The 20,941-nt window shown below is 65.1% G+C and carries 20 protein-coding genes; 11 read left to right on the top strand and 9 right to left on the bottom strand.

Features of this window, described 5'->3' with window-relative positions:
- The 5 genes from M3149_RS15005 to M3149_RS14985 all read left to right on the top strand — a co-directional run bounded on the left by M3149_RS15005 (position 1) and on the right by M3149_RS14985 (position 5,162).
- Positions 1–1,116: a PQQ-dependent sugar dehydrogenase gene (locus M3149_RS15005; protein WP_251710354.1), complete on the top strand. Its 1,116-nt coding sequence runs from the start codon at positions 1–3 to the stop codon at positions 1,114–1,116.
- An 87-nt stretch (positions 1,117–1,203) separates the two neighbouring features.
- Positions 1,204–2,142: an IS481 family transposase gene (locus tag M3149_RS15000; protein ID WP_251710353.1), complete on the top strand. Its 939-nt coding sequence runs from the start codon at positions 1,204–1,206 to the stop codon at positions 2,140–2,142.
- 66 nt (positions 2,143–2,208) lie between these two features.
- Entirely contained in the window at positions 2,209–3,099 is an 891-nt protein-coding gene (locus tag M3149_RS14995; RefSeq protein WP_251710352.1) for a LysR family transcriptional regulator, read from the top strand.
- A gap of 105 nt (positions 3,100–3,204) precedes the next feature.
- Positions 3,205–4,194: a Bug family tripartite tricarboxylate transporter substrate binding protein gene (locus tag M3149_RS14990; RefSeq protein ID WP_251710351.1), complete on the top strand. Its 990-nt coding sequence runs from the start codon at positions 3,205–3,207 to the stop codon at positions 4,192–4,194.
- A complete protein-coding gene (locus M3149_RS14985; RefSeq protein WP_251710350.1) occupies positions 4,191–5,162 on the top strand; it encodes a succinylglutamate desuccinylase/aspartoacylase domain-containing protein in 972 nt (323 codons plus the stop codon). The genes M3149_RS14990 and M3149_RS14985 overlap by 4 nt, the downstream gene beginning before the upstream one ends.
- A gap of 36 nt (positions 5,163–5,198) precedes the next feature.
- On the opposite strand, the gene M3149_RS14980 is transcribed toward M3149_RS14985, so the two are convergent.
- Entirely contained in the window at positions 5,199–5,570 is a 372-nt protein-coding gene (locus tag M3149_RS14980; RefSeq protein ID WP_251710349.1) for a hypothetical protein, read from the bottom strand.
- Positions 5,571–5,768: 198 nt separating this feature from the next.
- Here M3149_RS14980 and M3149_RS14975 point away from each other — a divergent pair, with 198 nt between their 5' ends.
- Positions 5,769–6,722 carry a helix-turn-helix transcriptional regulator gene (locus M3149_RS14975; protein ID WP_251710348.1) on the top strand — a complete coding sequence of 318 codons (954 nt, stop codon included), beginning with the start codon at positions 5,769–5,771 and terminating at the stop codon, positions 6,720–6,722.
- Between the two features lie 27 nt (positions 6,723–6,749).
- On the opposite strand, the gene M3149_RS14970 is transcribed toward M3149_RS14975, so the two are convergent.
- Entirely contained in the window at positions 6,750–6,947 is a 198-nt protein-coding gene (locus M3149_RS14970) for a hypothetical protein (RefSeq protein ID WP_251710347.1), read from the bottom strand.
- A 738-nt stretch (positions 6,948–7,685) separates the two neighbouring features.
- Here M3149_RS14970 and M3149_RS14965 point away from each other — a divergent pair.
- Positions 7,686–8,821, top strand: a protein-coding gene (locus M3149_RS14965) for an IS3 family transposase (RefSeq protein WP_251710346.1) whose coding sequence is annotated in 2 segments (ribosomal slippage) — positions 7,686–7,938 and positions 7,938–8,821 — 1,137 coding nt in all. Because the reading frame shifts where the segments join, the coding sequence is not laid out codon by codon here.
- A 165-nt stretch (positions 8,822–8,986) separates the two neighbouring features.
- Here M3149_RS14965 and M3149_RS14960 read toward each other — a convergent pair.
- From M3149_RS14960 to M3149_RS14930, 7 genes are all read right to left on the bottom strand, one after another.
- Positions 8,987–9,934, bottom strand: a complete 948-nt coding sequence (locus tag M3149_RS14960) for a LysR family transcriptional regulator (protein WP_251710345.1) — start codon at positions 9,932–9,934, stop codon at positions 8,987–8,989.
- A 91-nt stretch (positions 9,935–10,025) separates the two neighbouring features.
- Positions 10,026–10,784, bottom strand: coding sequence for an alpha/beta fold hydrolase (locus M3149_RS14955; RefSeq protein ID WP_251710344.1), 759 nt, complete (start codon positions 10,782–10,784; stop codon positions 10,026–10,028).
- Between the two features lie 32 nt (positions 10,785–10,816).
- Entirely contained in the window at positions 10,817–12,118 is a 1,302-nt protein-coding gene (locus tag M3149_RS14950) for a TRAP transporter large permease (protein ID WP_251710343.1), read from the bottom strand.
- A 9-nt stretch (positions 12,119–12,127) separates the two neighbouring features.
- Positions 12,128–12,634: a TRAP transporter small permease gene (locus M3149_RS14945; RefSeq protein ID WP_251710342.1), complete on the bottom strand. Its 507-nt coding sequence runs from the start codon at positions 12,632–12,634 to the stop codon at positions 12,128–12,130.
- Between the two features lie 5 nt (positions 12,635–12,639).
- The gene (gene dctP / locus M3149_RS14940) at positions 12,640–13,638 is read right to left on the bottom strand and encodes a TRAP transporter substrate-binding protein DctP (RefSeq protein ID WP_251710341.1); all 999 of its coding nucleotides are present in this window, start codon (positions 13,636–13,638) and stop codon (positions 12,640–12,642) included.
- A gap of 73 nt (positions 13,639–13,711) precedes the next feature.
- Positions 13,712–14,728, bottom strand: a complete 1,017-nt coding sequence (locus M3149_RS14935; protein WP_251710340.1) for a D-cysteine desulfhydrase — start codon at positions 14,726–14,728, stop codon at positions 13,712–13,714.
- 291 nt (positions 14,729–15,019) lie between these two features.
- Positions 15,020–15,916: a LysR family transcriptional regulator gene (locus M3149_RS14930; protein ID WP_251710339.1), complete on the bottom strand. Its 897-nt coding sequence runs from the start codon at positions 15,914–15,916 to the stop codon at positions 15,020–15,022.
- A gap of 52 nt (positions 15,917–15,968) precedes the next feature.
- On the opposite strand from M3149_RS14930, the gene M3149_RS14925 reads away from it, so the two are divergent.
- The 4 genes from M3149_RS14925 to M3149_RS14910 are packed head-to-tail and all read left to right on the top strand — an operon-like array spanning position 15,969 to position 20,876.
- Entirely contained in the window at positions 15,969–18,878 is a 2,910-nt protein-coding gene (locus M3149_RS14925) for a molybdopterin oxidoreductase family protein (protein ID WP_285887157.1), read from the top strand.
- Positions 18,875–19,570 carry a 4Fe-4S dicluster domain-containing protein gene (locus M3149_RS14920; RefSeq protein ID WP_251710338.1) on the top strand — a complete coding sequence of 232 codons (696 nt, stop codon included), beginning with the start codon at positions 18,875–18,877 and terminating at the stop codon, positions 19,568–19,570. Before M3149_RS14925 ends, M3149_RS14920 begins: the two co-directional genes overlap by 4 nt.
- Positions 19,567–20,505, top strand: coding sequence for a dimethyl sulfoxide reductase anchor subunit family protein (locus M3149_RS14915; RefSeq protein WP_251710337.1), 939 nt, complete (start codon positions 19,567–19,569; stop codon positions 20,503–20,505). The genes M3149_RS14920 and M3149_RS14915 overlap by 4 nt, the downstream gene beginning before the upstream one ends.
- The gene (locus tag M3149_RS14910) at positions 20,502–20,876 is read left to right on the top strand and encodes a SulP family inorganic anion transporter (RefSeq protein WP_251710336.1); all 375 of its coding nucleotides are present in this window, start codon (positions 20,502–20,504) and stop codon (positions 20,874–20,876) included. Before M3149_RS14915 ends, M3149_RS14910 begins: the two co-directional genes overlap by 4 nt.
- The last annotated feature ends 65 nt before the right edge of the window (positions 20,877–20,941 follow it).

Below are 20,941 nucleotides of genomic sequence, written 5' to 3'. Positions count from 1 at the left end.
ATGGCCTGTCAGAAATTCCTTGCTGCCCTGATCGCCATTGTGCTCGCCAGCCTGACCTCGGCACACGCCGCGGGCTATCGCGTCGAGACCGTGGCCAGCGGGCTCGAGCACCCCTGGTCGCTGGCGTTCCTGCCCGATGGCCGCCTGCTGGTGACCGAGCGCCCGGGGCGCCTGCGCGTCATCGAGCCCGGCCCCGGCGGACGGCTCGAGCTGCGTGCCGAACCCGTGGCCGGTGTGCCCGCCGTGCTGGCGCGCGGGCAGGCCGGGTTGTTCGACGTGGTGGCGGACCCGTCCTTCAGCACGAGCGGCGAGGTGCTCCTGTCCTTCGCGCACGGCACCCCGGAGGCGAACCACCTGCGCGTGGTGCGCGCGCGCTTCGATGGTCGGCAATTGCAAGGCGTGCAACCCGTGTTCACCTCGCAACCCGCCAAGCGCGACACGCAGCATTTCGGCGGCCGCATGGCCTGGCTGCCGGACGGCACCGTCCTCATCGGCATGGGTGACGGCAACCTCGACCGCACGGACGCGCAGCGCCTGAACACGCATCTGGGCAAGCTGCTGCGCATCCACCCCGATGGCCGCGTGCCCGCCGACAACCCCTTCGTCGGACGCGCCGATGCACGGCCCGAGATCTTCAGCTCTGGACACCGCAACCCGCAGGGGCTGGTGGTGGTCAACGGCGTGCCCTACGCCCACGAACACGGCGCGCGCGGGGGCGACGAGCTCAACCGCATCCGGCCCGGTGCCAACTACGGCTGGCCGATCACCACCGGCGGCATCGACTACACCTACGCACGCATCACGCCCTACCGCAGCCTGCCCGGCATCGAGCCGCCGCTGCTGGAATGGACCCCGTCGATCGCGCCGGCCGGGCTGGCGTGGTACGACGCCGCACTGTTCCCGGCGTGGCGTGGCAGCCTGTTCGTGGCGGCCCTGAAGGAGCGCAGCGTGCGCCGCGTGCCCATGGCGGTCGACACACCGGGGCCGCAGGACGTGCTGTTCACGGAACTGGGCGAACGCATCCGCGACGTGCGCGTCGGCCCGCAAGGCGCGCTCTACCTGCTCACCGACAGCGCCGATGGCCGCGTGCTGCGCGTGCTGCCGGCATCGCCCTAGCTGTGATGTTGCAATAGGTTGTTCACCCGACGGCATCTGGGAGACTGGAGTTACCACGCTTCAGCACTCACAGAGGAAACCCGTCGGATGAACAGCCACAAGAATGCCAGATTGACGTTTGAAGGACGCAAATTGCTCATCGAGCGCATCGCCGTCATGGGGCTGATGCCAGCGGCCGAGGCCGCAGGCATCAGCGTTCGGACTGCCCGCAAGTGGCGCCGTCGTTTCGAAGCTGGCGGACTCGATGCCCTCATGGACAGCAGCTCCCGGCCTGCCAAGACGCGCAGCACCATCGATGAGGCGCTGGGCCAGCGCATCGAGCAGCTGCGACGCAGCCGCATGCCCATGCACCGCATCGCCGCTGTGGTCGGGCGCAGCGTGGCCACCATCAGCCGCTGGCTGGCCAGGCTGGGCCTCTCCAGCCTGAAAGCGTTGCAGCCAGCTGTGCCCGTGGTTCGCTACGAACACGACACGCCCGGGGCCATGCTGCACATGGACACCAAGAAGCTCGGGCGCATCGAGCGCCCCAGCCACCGCGTCACCGGCAACCGCCGCGACTCGGTCGATGGCGCAGGCTGGGAGTTCGCCCACGTGGCCATTGATGACCACAGCCGGGTGGGCTTCGTGCAGATGCATGCCGATGAGCGCAAGGCCTCGGCGGTGGACTTCCTGCAAGCCGCCGTCGCTCACTACGCGGCGCTGGGCGTGCGCATCGAGCGCTTGCTGACCGACAACGGCTCGGCCTACCGCTCGCGCCTGTTCGCCAAGACCTGCCAGGCCCTGGGTATCAAGCACTGCTTCACTCAGCCCTACCGACCGCAGACCAACGGCAAGGCCGAGCGATTCATCCAGACCTGCCTGCGCGAATGGGCCTACGGCAGAACGTGGCAGCACAGCTCAGAGCGCACCGCCTGGCTTCCATCCTTCTTGAGCTACTACAACACCCGCAGGCCTCATTCGGCCCTCGGTCATCGCCCTCCGGCTTCCCGCCTCGGTGGGAATAACCTATTGCAACTCAACACCTAGCCCTGCGGCCGGGCACAGGGCACATTCGCAGGTCGACACACGCAGGGTCATCAGGGGCGAACACGCATGGATCTGAAACTGCTGGAAGACCTGGCCGCACTGGCTCGCTGCGGCAGCTTCGTCAAGGCCGCCGAGGAGCGGCATGTCACCCACCCGGCGTTCGGTCGCCGCATCCGCGCGCTGGAGGATTGGGCGGGTCTGCCCCTGGTCACACGGGGCCGACCACCCGTTCGCCTGACCGCGCAGGGCCGCGAACTGCTGGAGCAATCCTCGCCGCTGCTGGAGGGCTTGCTGCACCTGCGCCAGGGGTGGCGCGATCTGCACGGCACGGACCAGGAGGGTGCGGGTCTTCTGCGCATCGGCACTGGCCGCACCCTGGCCCGCACGCTGGTGGCGGACTGGCTGGGCCGCCTGCGCAGCACGATCCGCGGCGCGCGCGTGCAGATCCACACCCGCGCGATGGCAGAGATCTCCGCCGCCTTCGAGCGCGGCGAGGTGGACTTCCTCATCTGCTACGAACACCCCGCGCTGTCGAACCCGCTGACGGGTCAGCGCTTTCGCCACGTCACGCTGGCCAACGACCGGCTCATGCCGGTCGCCCGCGTGGACGCGGCCGGGCGCGTGCGCCACAGCCTCTTCGACCCGGAGTGGATCGGCTATGCGCCCTCGCTCACGCTCGGGCGGCTGCTGAACGACCACCTTGGCGCGACCCGGCCCGGGCAGCAGCCGCCGCCGGCCATCCTGTGCGATTCGGCCGATGCCGTGCTGGAGCTGGCCATCAAAGGGCTCGGCATGGCATGGCTTCCCCATTCGCTGGCGTCGGCGGCGGTCAAGGCCGGTCTGCTCAAGGTACTCGGTGGTCGTGGGGATCAGATCCACTTCGAGGTGCGCCTTTACCGGCACCGCGCACGCCAGTCGGGGCTGATCGAAGCGGCCTGGGACATGAGCAACCGGTGATGTCAGTCATTGGCACCGCTCGGTGCCGGATCGGCACCGACGGCATGCATGTGCCGCCTAGAGTCCGGCTCCATCGGCTCGCTTGAAGCCGTCCAGGAGAACCCCATGCAATCCGTCAACGTCCGTCGTCGTGTCGTCCTGCTGGCCGCGGGTGCTGCAGCCGCCAGCACCTGCTCGCCGCTGCTGGCGCAGGGCAGCACGTTCCCGAGCCGGCCCATCACGCTGGTGGTCGGCTACCCCCCCGGCGGCAGCACCGACCTGACCGCGCGCGTGCTGGGCGAACAACTCGCCCGCGTGCTGGGCCAGCCGGTGGTGATCGAGAACGTGGGTGGCGCCGGGGGTGCTCTGGGCGCACAGCGCGTGGCGCAGGTACAGGCCGACGGCCACACCTTGCTGCTGGGCAGCAACAACGAAATGGCCATCGCCGGCCTCGTGAACCCCGCCCTGCGCTACGACCCGCTCAAGCAGTTCACGCCCATCGGGCTGGTGGCCTCGCAGCCCATGGTGCTGGTGGCGGGTTCGCACACCGGCACACGCGATGTGCCGTCGTTCATTGCCAAGGTCAAACAAGCACCGGGCAAGTACAGCTACGGCTCCTCGGGCGTGGGCACGGCATTGAACCTGGCGGGCGAGATGGTCAAGCAGTCCGCGGGCCTTTTCATCGTGCACATCCCCTACCGGGGCGTGGGGCCGCTTGCCACCGACCTGATGGGCGGGCAACTCGAGTACGGCGTGTTCGTGCTGTCCAGTGCACTGCCACACATCGCTGCCGGCAAGGTGTTCGCGCTTGGGGTCACCGAGCGACAGCGCTCCGCCGTCACACCCGACATTCCCGCTCTCTCGGAGGCGCCCCAATTGCGCAACGTGGACATCGGCACCTGGTTCGGGCTCTGGGGCCCGGCCGGAATGCCCGCGGCGGTTGGTCAGCGGCTGCAGGCCGCGCTGCTCGAATCGCTGAAGGCGCCGGAGCTGGTGCGCAAGCTCGTGGCGTCCGGCTCCACCATCGCGGACGGCAGCACCGCACTGGCCAGCTTCCAGGCGACGGAGATCGAGAAGTACCGCCGCATCGTGCAACAGGCCAACATCCGACTGTGAAGCCCGCGGTTTTCGAGATCGAGCCCCCGGACCTCGGGCCCTGGCGCACGGGCAACACGGGCACCGCCGGCGTGTGGCGCTTCACCGCCACCGCGCCAGGCCGCCACGTGCTGTTGACGGCACTGATTCACGGCAACGAGCTCTGCGGCGCCTGGGCACTGCGCGATCTGCTCGCCACCGGTGTACGCCCGCGACGTGGAACGCTCAGTCTGGCCTTCGCCAACCTGGACGCCTTCGACCGGTTTGATCCGGGCGATCCCCACGCCTCACGCTATGTGCACACCGACATGAACCGCCTGTGGGGCGAATTGCCGTGGCGCCGTGATGTCCCGGCGCAGGGTGTCGAGCACCGGCGTGTGCTCGAACTGCTGCCGCACGTGGAAGCCAGCGACTGGCTGCTCGACCTGCATTCCATGCACGAACCCGGCCCGCCGCTGGCGTTGGTCGGGCCACTGCCGCATCAGGCCGAGCAGGCGCGCGCGCTGGGTCTGTCTGCGCTCTGCGTGGCCGATCAGGGGCACCGCGCCGGGGTGCGGATGCGCGACCATGGCCGCTACGGCAACCCGATGGCAACCGATGCCTTCGCCTTGCTGCTCGAATGCGGCTACCACGGCGCGCAAAGCGCGGTCGACGTGGCCCGCGATGCACTGGCGCGCTTTCTCGTCCACGCGGGCACGCTCGATCGGTCCGATCTGCCAACGTCGTGGTGGCAGGAGGAGATCACCGATGCCACTCCGCTGCTCGACGTCACGCACGCGGTGACGGTCGCGCCCGGGGCAGCGCCCCGATTCGCCGCACCCTGGCGCTGCGGCGAGGTGGTCGAGCAGGCAGGCACGCTGATCGGTTGGTCGGGCGATGAACCGGTGCTCACACCCTACGATCGTTGCTGGCTGGTCATGCCGTCGCTGGCACACGCGGTGCCCGGCGCGACGCTGGTTCGCTTCGCGCGCGAGCGGGCTGCGCCCTGATCCACGTGGACGGCCAGCGGATCGCGGCAGAGCACGCTAGAAGGCGGGCACGAAGCCACGCGCGCGGCATGCCTCGCGCGGCTTGTGGATCGCCAGAGCCCGTTCGGAAAAGACGCGAAACGGTACGGTGATCCCGGCGGCCTGAAACGTCATCATCCCGCTGGTGCAGTCAACGAGGACGTCGACCACATGGCCGCGGGCCACCATGCCCGCTGCGGTGGTGTCGAGCACCGACCATTCCATGGGCGTTCCCCGGTAGTCGGTGTAGGGCGGCGTCTCACCGCCCGATGTCCGGTCGAACGAGCGCACGTCGGCCAGAAGGCCCGCCACGATGGCCGTCGACAGCGCCAATCCAATGAAGGCGAAGGTGCGCTCGGCGGCGCCTGCGAAGTGTTGGAAACGTGTCATCGGGAACCTCTGGTCGATGGTTGATGCGGGCACCACCCTGGTGCGGGGCCATCCCACGTGGATCGGGAGGAATTGTTCGACCGTGGGCGCGGCAGCGCTTGCGAAAAATTGCGGTTCTTGAAACGACGGCCGAAATCAGCATTGCTTGTGACGGCTGCGAGGCCTAGCATTGCGCACACCTTTCGATCGGAGACCGCGATGATCGAGTCCCGAATGGAATTCACTGTCGGCAGCAAGGCCAGCCCGATCCTGGCCAACATGCGCCACGGCTGGCAGATGCAGCCCGCCTTTGCGTGGGAAGGCACGGAGCAAGACGGGTTCGGCGCGGCGCTGTGGCACCAGCCCCGCGGCGGCTCGCACGAAGTGACGGCCGAGCCCGATCCGCACTGGCACGTGATCTCGATCGCACAGAACGATTTCGAGGTCGAAGCACGCAAGGGCGCCGCGACGGTCGTTCGTGGCCCTGTTCGTGCGGGCGCTGTGCAGATCATGCAGGCCGGCGTCAAACCCTGGGCGCACCACATGGGCAGCTTCAGTCTGCTGCACCTCTACGTGTCGCGCCGTTTCGTGGCAAGGGTGATGGACGACGCGTGTCACGGCGGATCGAGCGAGATCGAGTTGCTCGACCCGCACTGCGCCACCGACCCCGGCATGGCCTTGTTGGGAAATCACATCCTGCGCGAGATGCGCTCACCCCAGGCGCTGCATCGTGTACGGCTGGAGACGTTGATGCTCAAGGTGGCGGTCGCACTCGTGTGCCGCCATTCGAGTGCAGCCAAACGGTTCGCGACGGCCTCGCGGTCGGGTGCTGGCCGCCTGTCACCCCACAAACTGTCCGTCTGCACCGACTACATGCAGGCCCACCTGACGGAGGACATCACCCTGGAGCGGTTGGCGAGTCAGGCCGGGCTGTCGCCATACCATTTCTGCCGGGCGTTCAAGGAAAGTGTCGGAACCACGCCTTACCAGTGGCTCATCGCCAAGCGGATCGAGACCGCGCAACGCCTGCTCGCCAACGAGTCCGTCTCCATCGGCGATGTGGCCTTCGATACCGGCTTCAACAGCGCGAGCCACTTCGCGACCGCGTTCCGCAAAGCGGTGGGCGTGAGTCCCAGTGCTTTTCGTCAGCAGCTGTCGCGGCACCACCCTTGACCGCACGCTCGCGGCATTGCCGCGGATTCAGCACAGCTGGAACAAGGGCGCCAGCCTGTGATGCAGGGCGCCCGCGAGCGGGGCCGCGCACACGCTCAGCAACAGCCAGACCCGAAAGAAGACCGATGGTTCGGCCAGGCCCAGGCCACAGGCGGCGAGCCCGACGATCCCTGCGGCCGCAACGGGCAGAAACACCAGTGTGAGGACCAGTTCGATGAACGCCACGACCTTGGCGGTGAGGCCGCTTGTGGGCCCCCTCGCCCAAAGCCCTGCATCGGCGTCCGGACAGCGGAAAGGCCCATGGCCGTCGCCGCCGGATTCGGTGCTTGTTGCGCTGTCTGACATGGCTGACCCCTGGAACAGATGCCTGGGCGCCGATGCTGCAGCCCAGGCGCTGTTCGCGCGCCAGGCAAGTTGCGCTGCCTTTCGCTTAATTGCGCAAGAGCGTGTCAGGGCTGGGGTCCGACACAGACCAAATAAGGCCCTTGTTCCCGAGGGCCTCATTGACAAGCAAATGCTTGATCTTGTTGGTTTCGGAGGCAAGATCTGAGCGGGCGACCTGGGTCATGAGCCGCCGAATCTTGCTGTGTACATACACCGGGCTGTGCTGGTTGTCGACGTTTATGCGGCTTGCGCCGTGTGCGTTTGCGGTCGCTTTCCCCGGTAAATCAAGGTACTCCCCGGCATCGGCTGCTGATCAATCACGACGCCTCGGGACAGATGCGCCGCCACGATGGAGAACCAATGTCATCCCGCTACAACAAGCGGGCCCGATCCAGTTCAGTCTTGTTTTCATCCCGATGCGACCCTTGGGCAACCCAGGTCGGACTTTCGGGGCTCAAAAATGGCGAGACTCTCCGCCGACCGTCCGGGCAAGTGCCGATGACATCGGCGTGCGCTGCCTCCCGATATCTGTAGCGCGTAGGTCTAGAGTCCGATCAACCCGAGAAGGAGATCGGACCGATGAAGAAGCGATACACCGAGGAACAGATCATTGGCTTCCTGCGCGAAGCCGATGCCGGGCTGCCAGTCAAGGAGCTGTGCAGGAAACACGGTTTCAGCGAACCGAGTTACTACGCCTGGAAGGCCAAGTTCGGTGGCATGAACGTCTCGGACGCACAGCGGCTGAAGTCGCTGGAAGCCGAGAACACCAAGCTCAAGAAGCTGCTGGCCAACTCAATGCTTGAGATCGACGCGATGCGCGAGGTACTCAAGGGAAAGTAAAGGCCGTGGCGGCCCGTCGGGAGGTCGTTCGGCAGTTGCAGGAGCTGGGCCTGAGCGAACGCCAGGCGCTGCGGCTGGTGGGCATGAGCGCCAGCACCCTGCGCTACCAACCCCGCGACGACGGCAATGGCGAGCTGCGCGAGCGCCTGACGCAGCTCGCCGGCCAGCACCGCCGCCACGGCTACCGCATGCTGCACAACCGTCTGCGATTCGACGGCTGGGCCATCAACGTCAAGCGCACCTACCGGATCTACCGCGAGGAAGGTCTGATGGTGCGCAAGCGCCGGCGCAAGAAGCTGCCCGTGCCCGAGAGGCAGCCCTTGGTACGCCCCACGCAACCCAACGAGGTGTGGAGCATGGACTTCGTGTTTGACGAGCTGGCCAACGGCCGACGGGTAAAGACGCTGACGGTGGTCGATGACTGCAGCAAGGAGGTCGTGCAGATCGCCGTGGACACCTCAATCCCGGCGCTGTACGTTGCGCGCGTGCTCGATCAGGTGGCAGCCCAGCGAGGCCTGCCCAAGGTGATCCGGACCGACAACGGTCCGGAGTTCGCGGGACGCACGATGCAGGCCTGGGCGGCCAGAAACGGGGTGGAGCTGCGCTTCATCCAGCCGGGCAAGCCGGTACAGAACGCCTACATCGAGAGCTTCAACAGCCGCTTCCGCGACGAGTGTCTGTCGCAGCACTGGTTTGCCAGCCTGAGCCACATGCGCAGCGTCATCGACAACTGGCGCGAGGACTACAACCACCACCGGCCACACAGTACCTTGGGGTACGTGCCGCCGGCCGTATTCGCCGCGATGTGCCGCCAGCGCGCTGGCGGCACATCGCAAACCACCGCATCCACTACGATGCAATTCCCCGGGCTCTAGAACACAGCGCTACGAAATCTGGGGGCAGCGCAGGCGGCCATGACCGTGCGAATCCGTACCCCATCAGCTCTCGATCCCCCAGCGACGAAAACGAAGCCGAGGCCACAAGTTCCGGCAAGAGTTCGCCGTGCCAGTTCTCGACATCTCTGCTTGCCATACGAACGCTCAATCCAGTGTTTGTGAGATCTCTGCATGCGTGGGCAGGTTTGCTTTGCTATGGGAGGTTCGCCGGGCAAGGAGTTGCGCCAGCAGGCCTTGCAGCGCCCGCCCGCTGTGGTTCGAAAAATAGGCCACGATCTTTAGCGGTACCTCACTGCCCACCGATTGAACCTCCCGCAGCTTCCCCTCCTGAAGGTCTTGCGCGATCAGGTTTCGTGGTAGCCACGCGGCGCCCTGATGAATCAGCGCCATTTCCCGCAGACCCAGACTGAATTCGCTCACACACTGAATGGTGATCAACCGGGCATGCATCAATTCGGGCAGTGCATGGGTACGGATGGCTTGCCCGAAGAAGCTCTCCGGGGGAAAACACAGTAACGGCAGGGGCCGCTTGGGGTTCGTGAAGTCTTCCGATTGGCACAGCCTGGCGCTGGCCACCAGCACCAGCGCGTCCTCGCCCAGTTGGCAGCATGTGGCGAGCTGCGGCGGAACGTCGCTTTGGGTCTGGCGTGTTTCGTAGGTCAGCAGGATGTCGGCATGGCCACGCGCCAGCAGCGCCACGCTTTCGTCACGATTCTCGGAACGGATCCTGAAGCGCTGGTCGGGCATCAAGGAACGAAGCTCTTCCAGAAAGGTGGGCAGGTACCAGGCGGCCAGACTGTGTTGGGCGGCCATCACAAGACCGGGTGTCTGATTGGCGTCGGAGCGCAACGTGGCCTGAAACTCGTAGATCTGCGTGGCGAGGCTACGGAAGGCCGCCTCGTGCTTTGCGGCCAACGGCGTGAAGCGCAACGGCTTGCGTGAGCGGTCGATCAGCGAAACCCCCGCCCAGTCTTCCAGCTGCTGGATACGCCTCGAAAACGCGGGTTGGGACACATGCCGCTTCTCGGCCGCTGCCGAGAAAGAGCCTGTCTCGATCAAGGCAAGGTAGTCGTCCAGCCACTTCAGTTCCATGGAAGCCCCCGCACACGGCACACAGATGACGCGAGTTTAGGCAGCTTCACTCGCGATCGCCGGGGCATTGCCCGCGCCTGCGCTGCTCCGTCTACATGGGCTGGTTGGCAGGTCCGAGCAGGAAGTCCGCCACCAACCGATGGAACAACTCGGGGTACTCCAGGTGTAGTGCATGCGAACAATGCGGAAGCACCGCGAGCGATGCGTTGGGAATCTGCCGCCACAGCTGTTCCACTTGCGGCCACTGGTAGCTGCGGTCCTGATCGCCCCAAACGATCAGGGTTGGCTGGGTGATGTGGGGCAAGTTCGGTCGCCCGTCCCAACGCTCCATGGCCCAAAGACCGGCTTCGGCTGCCTGAGCGCTGGCCTGCGCCGCCAGATCGCCCAGCGCCCGGGCGTGAGGCGATTGCTCGCGGTGCAACAGCCAGGTCGCGCTGATGCGGCGTGCGGTGGCGTCCACGCCATCTTCGGCCAAACGTTCGCGCGACCGCTCCATGGTCTCGAAGCGGCCCGGCAGCAAACCCAGCGGGCCAGTGCCGTACAACACCAGGCGATCCACACGCGTTGGCGCCAGGCGAACCATCTCCTGCACGATCATGCCGCCCATGGAGTGGCCGAGCAGGTGGAAGCGCTGCACGCCCAGTTGGTCCAGGGCTTGCAGCACCGCACTGGCGTACCCCTCGATCCGGTCGGGCGAGGTGAGGTGGCGGCTTTTGCCAAAGCCCGGCAGGTCGGGCGCGATCACGTCCAGATGCGCGCCCAGAGCCTGCAGCTCGGCGGTCCACTGGCTGGATCCACCCAGATACCCATGCACCATCACCAGCGGATCGCCTTTGCCGGCTCGCGCCATGTGCAGCGCTTCTGAAGCCATCGCGCTCGCTGTCATTTCATGACCGAAGGCAGCCACAGGGCAATGCCGGGAATGACGATCACCATGGCGATCAGCAAGACCATGCAGGCCAGGAACGGCAGGCAGCCCTTGATCACGTCACCGATGGGGATGGCACCTCGGCTGATACCCTGAATGACATACAGGTTCAAGCCCACCGGCGGTGTGAGCACTGCGATTTCCATGGTGATGGTGTAGACGATGCCAAACCAGATCAGGTCGTAGCCCGCTGCCTGCATGAGAGGATAAATGGTGGGCAAGGTGATGAAGGTCATCGACACCGGTTCCAGGAACATGCCCAGAATGACGTAGAACACGATCACCATGGCCAGCACCATGACGGGGCTGAGGTTGTAGGACAGGAACAGTTCGCTGACTTCCTGCGGCACCCGGTAGTACGTCAGCACGAAGCCGAAAAGGATGCCCGCCGACAACAGCAAACCCAGGTAACCCATGGTGCGCATGGTGGCGAACAAGGCTTCGTTGAAGCCTCGCACGGTCAAGCCCCCGACGGCAAACGCGAGAATCGTGGTCAGCAGCGCCGACACCGCCGCGGCTTCCGTGGGGGTGGCAATGCCGGCGTAGATCGAAACGGTGATGACCAGTCCGATGAGAAAAATCGGGCCGAAAGCAATCAGGAATTCGCGCACCGAGGGGCGTGGTGAGTTGTCCGCGCCGGGGATGTGGCTGGGATGCATGCGCCCCCAGATGAACACGGTGACGGCGAACAACAGCGTCAGCAGCAGACCGGGGATGACGCCTGCGATGAACAGCTCGCCGATCGACGTGTCGGTGACGATGCCGTAAAACAGCAGGATCAGGCTGGGAGGGATCAGCACGCTGAGGGTGCCACCGGCGGCCAGCACACCGCTGGAAAGCCGCTTGTTGTAGCCAAGCTTGGTCATCTCGGGCAGAGCCACGCCGCCGATGGTCAGCGAACCCACCATCGACGAGCCACAAACCGCGCCAAAACCGGCGCAAGCCGCGATGCTGCCGTAGGCGGCTGAGCCCTTCACCCGCACACCCCGGTGCATGAGCTGGTACAGGTTGGCCCCGATGTTGGACCGCCCGATCAATTCACCCAGAAAAACAAACAGCGGGACGGCGAGCAAGACGTAGTCGATCCAGACACCCCACAGCTTGAGCTCCGTGCTGACCAGGGCGGTGGACCACCCCTGGATGTGCAGCAGAAAAGGCATGGAGGCCAAGGCCAACGCAAAAGGAATGGGCAAGCCAATCCCGATGAAGACGACCAGCAGCGCCAACAGCCCCAGTCCGACGTGGTACCACTCCATGAAAAACCCCTATCGTTGTTGGGGAGCGGGCCGCAGCGGGCTGGACAGCACCGACAAAAGGCGCACGCAGGCATACACAGTGAACACCACCAGTGCGAGAGCGCCAGGTGCCCAGAACAGATAGCGCGGCCACAGAAGAATCTCGGACGCGGTACCGGACTCGTAGGCGCGGACAGTGGCTTCCACGCCGGCAATGGAGAAGAAGATCCCCACGACGATCATGAGCACCAGGTTGACTGCCGTCATGAGCTGTCGACCGCGTGGCCCCAGCGCGTCGATCAAGAACGACACCTTGGGGTAGGCGTCTTCCCGCAAGGCAAACGCCAGTCCCAACAAGGCGGCAGGAAACAACAGCAAGGCGGTGGCTTCGGTCACTGTGCCGTCAGGTTTGCCCACGACGTAACGCATGAAAACGCCGTAGGAAATCCAGACGGTCTGCACCACGATGATGATTGCCCCTGCAGCAGCCAGCCACACGGCCAGGCGCTCCAGGCCACGTTCAATCGTTGCCAGCATGGGCTTCAGAGCGAGTTCTGCTTGAACAGGGCACGCACCTTGCCAGCCAGCTCAGGTCCGCAACCGGCATCCACCTCGCTGGTCCACTTGCCGACCACGCTGTCCAGCAGGGCCTTGCGCTTCTCGGCGGTGATCTTGGTCACCGTACCGCCTTGCTTGACGGCGTCAGCGATGCTGGCGTCCACCCAGGCCTCGTAGCGCGGCTTGAGCCATACCTCGGATTCGGTGGCGGCGGCCTGCAGCGCTTTCTGGTCGGTCGGGGACAGCGCGTCGAACTTGCGCTTGTTCATCATGTACTGGATGTTGCCGTAGAACAGGTTGGACTGAACCATGTGCGGCATCACGCCCCAAAGCTTCCATGCGCTGTACGTGGCCACACCCATGTTGATGCCGTCCACCACGCCACGTTCGGCGGACTGGAAGACCTCCTTGGGCGCGATGAAGACCGGCTTGCCACCCCAGGTTTCGATCATCATCGACACCATCGGGCCGATGGAGCGCACCAGCTTGCCATTGAGCTTGGCCAGGTCCGTATTGGGATTCTTGAACCACCACTCCTGGTCGTAGGAATAGTTGGAGTTGATGAGCGGCACCAAGCCAGCCTTGTTGGCCTCCGGGGCAATCAGGACAGCGTAAGCAGCGTCCAGCTCGATCTGCTTCTTCATGTCCACCGCCATCGGGTAGAGCGAAGTGACCCGGTAGCACGGCAGGCGCTTGTCGGCCGACACCCAGCTGATGTCGGCAACACCGCCCTGCATGGCGTCCACGCCCTCGCTCCAGCCGTGCAGCGTGGAAGAACCAAAGATCTCCACCTTCACCCGGCCGCTGGTCTTGGTGTTCACCAGCTCGGCGAACTTCTTGAAGCCTTCGTAGCGGACGTCAACTTCGTTCACATAGGTGGACAAGCGCAATGTGGTTTGTGCATGTGCGGTGGTGGCCATGACGGCGGCGGCACCCGCCACAAGGGAATAGCGCAGCACCGTGCTGGCCGTGGTCTTTTGCATTTCGATCTCTCCTGTTGATGAACCGTGAACAAACCCCGAACCCGATCGTCTGCGCCCCGCGGGGAGCGGCCGATCAGCCAACCTGCGCTGCCTTGAGCCCCAGCGCCTCACCGTAGCCGAACAGTGCAACCGACCCGCCGGTGTGCAGGAAGACCACGTTGTGTTTCGGCTGGAAGTGTCCCTTGCGGATCAGATCGATAAGACCCGCCATGCCTTTGCCGGAATACACAGGGTCGAGCAGCAGACCTTCCGTCTGCGCCAGCAGCGCGACCGCCTCGAGCATGCCCGGCGTGGGCAGGCCGTAGCCCGGACCAACGTAGTCGCAGTTGGCCACCACCGACTCACGCGGAACGCCACCGCGCATACCCATGTGCTCGACCGTGCGGCAGGCCAGGTCGTGCACCATGCTTTCCTGCTTGTCCCGCGGTGCGCGCACGCCAATGCCCAGCAGCTTGATATCGCTGTTGATGGCATGCAGCCCCGCCACCAGACCGGCCTGCGTGCCCGAGCTGCCGGTGGCGTGCACCAGGTAGTCGATCTTCATGCCCTGCGCAGCGGCTTGTGCCACCAGTTCGAAGGCTGCGTTCACGTAGCCCAACGCACCCACCGGGTTTGACCCACCACCTGGGATGACATACGGCCGCAACCCGTCGGCACGAAGCTTCTCGGCCACCAGTTCCATTTCGCGTTGCATGTCGGCTCCGCCCGGGCGCCGTTCCACCGTGGCGCCGTGCAGGCGATCCAACAAGACGTTGCCGTTGTCGGTGTAGTCCGGGTCGGTGCTGCCAGTGCGGTCTTCCAGCAGGATGTGGCACTTCATCCCCAGGCGGGCAGCCGCCGCAGCAGTCTGGCGCGCATGGTTGGACTGCGTAGCCCCCTGGGTGATGACCACGTTGGCACGGGCCGCAACGGCTTCGGCCATCAGGTACTCCAGCTTGCGGGTTTTGTTGCCCCCGGTGGAAAGGCCAGTGCAGTCGTCGCGCTTGACCCACAGGCGCGGCCCGCCGAGCAGCGCCGAGAGGTTGCCCATGGGCTCCAGGGGGGTGGGGAAATGCCCCAGACGGATGCGCGGGAAGAGAGAGAGGTTCATCGTTAACTTTCAAAATTTGGTGCTTTTGAAAGATGATGTTCCCGCGACAAGGGTGTGTCTAATCGATTTTTCGGTTCTTATTTTTCGTTTTTTGCATAACGCAAGAAGCGCCATCCAAAATCAAAGCAAGTTCGGGACCTGGTTTCGGGCGACCTTCGGCACCAAGATGATGCCCGCCCGCCGGTCTGGACCCATGCCTTGAGAAGCATCGCGGAACGCCCCCCCGCGACGGCGCAAGGCGCTTCGAATTCCGGCGCGGTGGACTGTGCTTGCCCGTTGCAGCGTGCCTGTTCAAGAGCGCATGCAATGGCGCAAGAAGCCCTCGGCGGTCTCGCCCAGCTTCTTTGCCCGGTGCAGCACGATGGACAGGGTGCGCTGCATCGCCGGGAGCGTGGTGCGCAGTTCGACCAGCCACCCTTCGGCAATCGCTTCCTGCACCGCAAGCCGCGACAGGCAGCCCAGACCCAGCCCCGCAGCCACCACACGCTTGACCGCCTCGTTGCTGCCCAACTCAAGCTCGACCTCCATTTGCGTCAAATGGGGAATCAGCCAGCGGTCGGAGGCCTCACGCGTTCCTGAACCGGGTTCGCGCAGTACCCACGTGGCCTGGGCCAGCTGTCGCACACTGACCCGACGCCCCGCCAACGGGTGGTCAGGAGCGGCTACCACCACGATCTCGTCGTTGCGCCACTTGCGCACCGTGAGTTCGGGATGGCTGTGGGTTCCCTCGATGAAGCCCATGTCGGCGCGAAACGACACCAAGCGTTCGAACACGTCGTGCGTGTTGGCGATATCCACCAGCACCCGGCAGTGGGGGTGATCGCTTTTCCACTGCGCAATGAGTTCCGGCAGAAGGTATTCGCCCACGGTGTAGCTGGAAGCCAGCCTTAGCGGTGCGGCGTGCTCGGCTGTGAACAGCATCTCGGTGTCCGCCGCCTGTTCCAGCACCGTGACCGCACGTGGCAGCAAGGCGCGCCCGTTCTCGTTGATCACCAGCTTCTTGCCCACACGGTCGAACAACTGCACCCCCAGCACCGACTCCAGCTCGCCCAGCGCGTTGCTCGCGGCTGATTGGGACCGGGAGATTTCGTCAGCGGCGGCCCGCGTGGTGCCACCTCGTGCAACGGCCGCGAACACCTCCAGCTGGCGCAGCGTAAGCCTCAGTCGTTGATCGATTTTTTGGTTCACGGCAAGCGAAATTATCCGATACGCGAATTTGCAGGCTGCCTAGCATAAGTCCATGTTCAAGTTCCTCTCAAGCGATCCGGTGCACAACCCAACGGCCAGCAGCACGGCCGATACCGAGGTAAAAACGACCACCTGCTACATGTGCGCGTGTCGCTGCGGCATCCGGGTGCACCTGCGCGACGGGCAGGTCCGGTACATCGATGGCAATCCCGACCACCCCCTGAACAAGGGGGTGATCTGCGCCAAGGGCAGCTCGGGCATCATGAAACAGGTGTCGCCGGCCCGACTCACCCAGCCACTGCTGCGCAAGCCGGGCAGCGAGCGCGGCGAAGGCGTGTTCGAGCCGATTTCGTGGGAGCGCGCTTTCGACATTCTGGAGACGCGGCTGTCGCACCTGCGCGCCACCGACCCCAAGAAATTCGCGCTGTTCACAGGTCGCGATCAGATGCAGGCGCTCACCGGCCTGTTTGCGCGCCAGTTCGGCACCCCCAACTACGCTGCGCACGGCGGCTTCTGTTCAGTGAACATGGCCACCGGCATGATCTATTCGGTAGGAGGCAGCTTCTGGGAGTTCGGAGGCCCGGACCTGGACCACGCCAAGCTGTTCGTGATGATCGGCACTGCCGAAGACCACCACAGCAACCCGATGAAGATGGCGCTGGGAAAGTTCAAGCGCGCGGGCGGTCGCTTCATTTCCATCAACCCCGTTCGCACCGGCTATTCAGCCATAGCAGACGAGTGGATTCCGATTCGACCGGGTACCGATGGCGCGCTGTTCATGGCGCTGCTGCACGAGCTGATCGCGCACGATCTGGTTGACCGGCCTTTCTTGCAACGCTTCACCAACGCCCCGCAACTGGTGGTGCTGGACGAAGGCGAGCGAGAAGGCTTGTTTGCCTTCGATTCTGCCGCCGGTGTGCCGGGCGATGGGCGCAACCCGCACAACAAGCTGGCATGGGACCTGACCAGCGGGCGCGCGGTTCAGGCTTACCCCGAAGGCGTGGAAGAGGGCCGATCGCTGGCCCTGGAAGGCCACTACACACTGCCGGACGGCACCCGGGTAGCGCCGGCGTTCCAGTTGCTGCGCGAACGGGTGAGCCAGCACACACCCGAGTGGGCCGAGGCCATCACCGGCATTGCAGCCGAGCGCATTCGCCAGCTGGCGCGCGAAATGGGCGAGACCGCGCTGCATCAGGCCTTTGAGCTGCCGATTCCCTGGACCGACGCCTGGGGCAAGCAGCACCCAACCACCCAGGCCAGGCCCGTGGCGTTCCACGCCATGCGCGGGCTCGCAGCGCATTCCAACGGCTTCCAGACGGTGCGTTCGCTGGCGGTGCTGATGAGCGTGCTCGGCACCATCGACGCCCCTGGCGGCTTCCGCCACAAGGCGCCCTATCCGCGGCACATCGTTCCCAACTACCGGGCCTTCAACGACCCGGACATGATCAAGCCGAACACGCCGCTCAACGCCGCGCCGCTCGGGTTTCCGGCAAACCCCGAAGAACTGGCGGTGCACGCCGACGGAACACCCCTGCGCATCGATCACGCCTTTTCCTGGGAGCATCCACTGTCGGCCCACGGACTGATGCACAACGTGATCACCAATGCCGTCCGGGGGGATCCCTACAAGATCGACACGCTCTTGATCTTCATGGCGAACATGGCCTGGAACTCCACCATGAACACCATGGAGGTGCGCAAGAAGCTCAACGCGCGCGGCGAAGACGGCGAGTACCTGATTCCGTTCCTGGTGGTGTGCGATGCCTTCCAGAGTGAGACCGTGGCCTTTGCCGACCTCGTGCTGCCCGACACCACCTATCTGGAGCGGCACGACGTGATGAGCATGCTCGACCGACCGATTTCCGAGTTCGACGGCCCGGTGGACTCGGTACGCGTTCCCGTGGTGGAGCCCACCGGCGAGTGCAAGCCATTTCAGGAAGTGCTCATCGAGCTGGCTTCGCGCCTGAAATTTCCGGTATTCACCAACGAAGACGGCTCGCGCAAGTTCAAGGATTACCCCGACTTCGTGGTCAATTTCCAGGCCCAGCCCGGTGTGGGTTTCCTCATGGGGTGGCGGGGCAAGGACGGCACCCAGCATCTGCGCGGCGAGCCCAACCCCAACCAGTGGGAGATGTACGCGAAGAACAACTGCGTGTTCCAGCACCACATGCCCAAGGACCAGCAGTACATGCGCAACTGGAACCGGCCTTATCTGGACTTCGCCAAGGAGAAGGGCTGGCGTCAGAAGAACGATCCGGTGCAGCTGGCCATCTATTCCGACACGTTGCAAACCTTCCGGCTGGCCGCGCAGGGAAAAAGCAAAGGCCGGCAGCCGCCAGACCACCTGCGCGAGCGCATCGCCACCTATTTCGACCCTTTGCCGTTCTGGTACGAACCGTTGGAAAACGCGTGTGTGGACACGCAGCAGTTTCCGCTGGCCGCCATCACCCAGCGGCCCATGGCGATGTACCACTCCTGGGATTCGCAGAACGCCTGGCTGCGCCAGATCCACAGCCACAACTACCTGCACGTGAACCCCGTGACGGCCAAAGCGGCAGGCGTGGAAGACGGCGGCTGGGCCTGGGTCACCAGCGCCTGGGGCGAACTGCGCTGCATGGTGCGCCACAGCGACGCGGTGGAACCCGGAACGGTGTGGACCTGGAACGCGATCGGCAAGGCGTCTGGCGCGTGGCAACTGGCGCCGGGAGCCGATGAGTCGCGCAAGGGCTTTCTGCTGAATCACCTCATCACCGAGGAGTTGCCGTTCGCAGGCGGCCAGATCAGCAATTCGGACCCGGTCACCGGTCAGGCCGGCTGGTACGACGTTCGCGTCAACCTCCGGCCCGCCCAGCCCGAAGAACCGGCCGCGAGCTTTCCACAGGTGCGGACGGTGCCAAGCGTTCCGGGTCTGCTGCGCAGTGGCCGCCGGGTCATGACCCACATCCTGTCGAAAAAGCCATGAGCCATCACCCGAACGAACCCCAGACGCTGGCGATTCAGCTCGCCTTGGTCATCGACCTCAACGTGTGCGTGGGCTGCCATGCCTGCGTGACCTCCTGCAAGGAATGGAACACCTCGGGGGCTGCGGGTCCGATGACCGACCAGGGCGCCTACGGTGAGCAGCCCACCGGCACATTCTTCAACCGGGTGCAAACCTTCGAGGCCGACAGCTATCCCAACACGCAGACGGTGCACTTCCCGAAGAGCTGCCTGCATTGCGAAGAGCCCCCCTGCGTGCCGGTGTGCCCCACCGGTGCCAGCTATAAGCGCAAAAGCGACGGCATTGTTCTGGTGGACTACGACAAGTGCATTGGCTGCAAGTACTGCAGCTGGGCCTGCCCTTACGGCGCCCGCGAGTTCGACGAAGAGCGCAAGGTGATGACCAAGTGCACCCTGTGCGTGGACCGCATCTACGACGAACTGCTCCCGCCGCAGGACCGAAAGCCCGCCTGCGTGAAGGCCTGCCCCACCGGCGCGCGGCTGTTCGGCGATGTGAAGGACCCGGATTCGGAGGTGTCACAGGCGATCCGGGAGCGCGGTGGCTACGCCCTCATGCCGGAATGGAAGACCCAGCCCGCCAACCAGTACCTGCCCCGGCGGGTGACGAAGCAGCCCCCGCCCGATGCCACTCGCGCGGAAAAGGATCGGCCGTGAAGCCGGCGCTGTCCATCGTCCTTTTCACCACGATCGCTGGCGCTGCCCAGGGGCTCATGGTGGTGCTGGCAGTGGCCACCCTGGCCAACCGGCCGCCAGTTGAAGCGCTGTTGCCAATGCTGTGGACGGCCACGGGCATGTTGGTGCTGGCGCTCGTCGCTTCATTTTTCCATCTCGGCCATCCGATGCGCGCCTGGCGTGCCGTGCTGATGTGGCGCACCTCATGGATGTCCAGGGAGGTCATCGTGCTGCCCGCGTTCATGGCTCTGGCGGGCGCCTGGGCTGTGTGGGCTACTCTGGCAGAGCCTGTCGCCGCCGCAGCTGCTGCACCGTGGCTGGCGGCTCTGACCATTCCGGGAGCGCTGGTACTGTGGTACTGCACCGCAATGATCTATGCCTGCATCCGGTTCGTGCAGGAGTGGGCACATCCGCTCACGGTCGTGAACTACACGCTGCTGGGCCTGGCTTCGGGCGTGGTGGCGGCGGGTGCGGTGGGCGCACTGGCAGGCGACACCGCATTTGCAGCCAGCGTGACAGGGTGGGCAATGGCCACCACAACCCTGGCCTGGTTCACCCGGGCACTTTCGTTACGCCGCAATTCCCACCTCAAGCCAATGTCCACACCACAGTCCGCTACGGGCATCCAGGCGGCGCGCGTGGTGCAGAAATCCATGGGCATGACCGGTGGCTCGTTCAACACGCGCGAGTTCTTTCATGGCGCCACGGCGCAGGCCATCCGCAGAACGCCCCTGGTGTTCCAGTCGCTGGCTTTCGGTGTTCCGTTGTTGCTGCTGGGTTGGGCATGGGGCACCGGCACCCCGGCCATCTGGCCTTTGGCGTTTTCCTCCCAGGCTGCGGGCCTGCTGCTGGAGCGCTGGTACTTCTTCGCGCAGGCGCGCCACCCACAGAACATCTACTACCAGGCCGTGTCGTGAAGGCAGTGCTGCCGTTCACCCGCTGGCTGCCGATGTGGCAGCAAAAGGAGGTGTTGCGGGCAGATCTGATCGCGGGGCTGATCGGCGCCATCGGGGTACTGCCTCAAGGCGTGGCGTTCGCCACGCTGGCAGGGATGCCGCCCGCCTATGGCCTGTACGCCGCCATGGTGCCCTGTGTCATGGCCGCCCTGTTTGGCAGCAGCCGGCTGATGGTGACCGGCCCTGCCAACGCGATATCACTCACCACCATGGCGCTGGTGGCACCGTTGGCTATCGTGGGCACTCCACAGTACGTGGGTCTGGTGCTGACACTGACGTTCATGGTTGGCACCCTTCAATTCGCGCTGGGTATGGTCCCGGTCGGAAGGTAGGTGGACCTGGTTCCGCACGCGGTGATTGCAGGCTTCGCTGCGGGTGCAGCGATCCTCATCGTCAA

This window comes from Hydrogenophaga intermedia, assembly GCF_023715105.1.
Lineage (GTDB): Bacteria > Pseudomonadota > Gammaproteobacteria > Burkholderiales > Burkholderiaceae_C > Hydrogenophaga > Hydrogenophaga intermedia_A.
The sequence above is the reverse complement of the archived record's forward strand: the minus strand, read 5'-3'. Positions and strand labels throughout refer to the sequence as shown.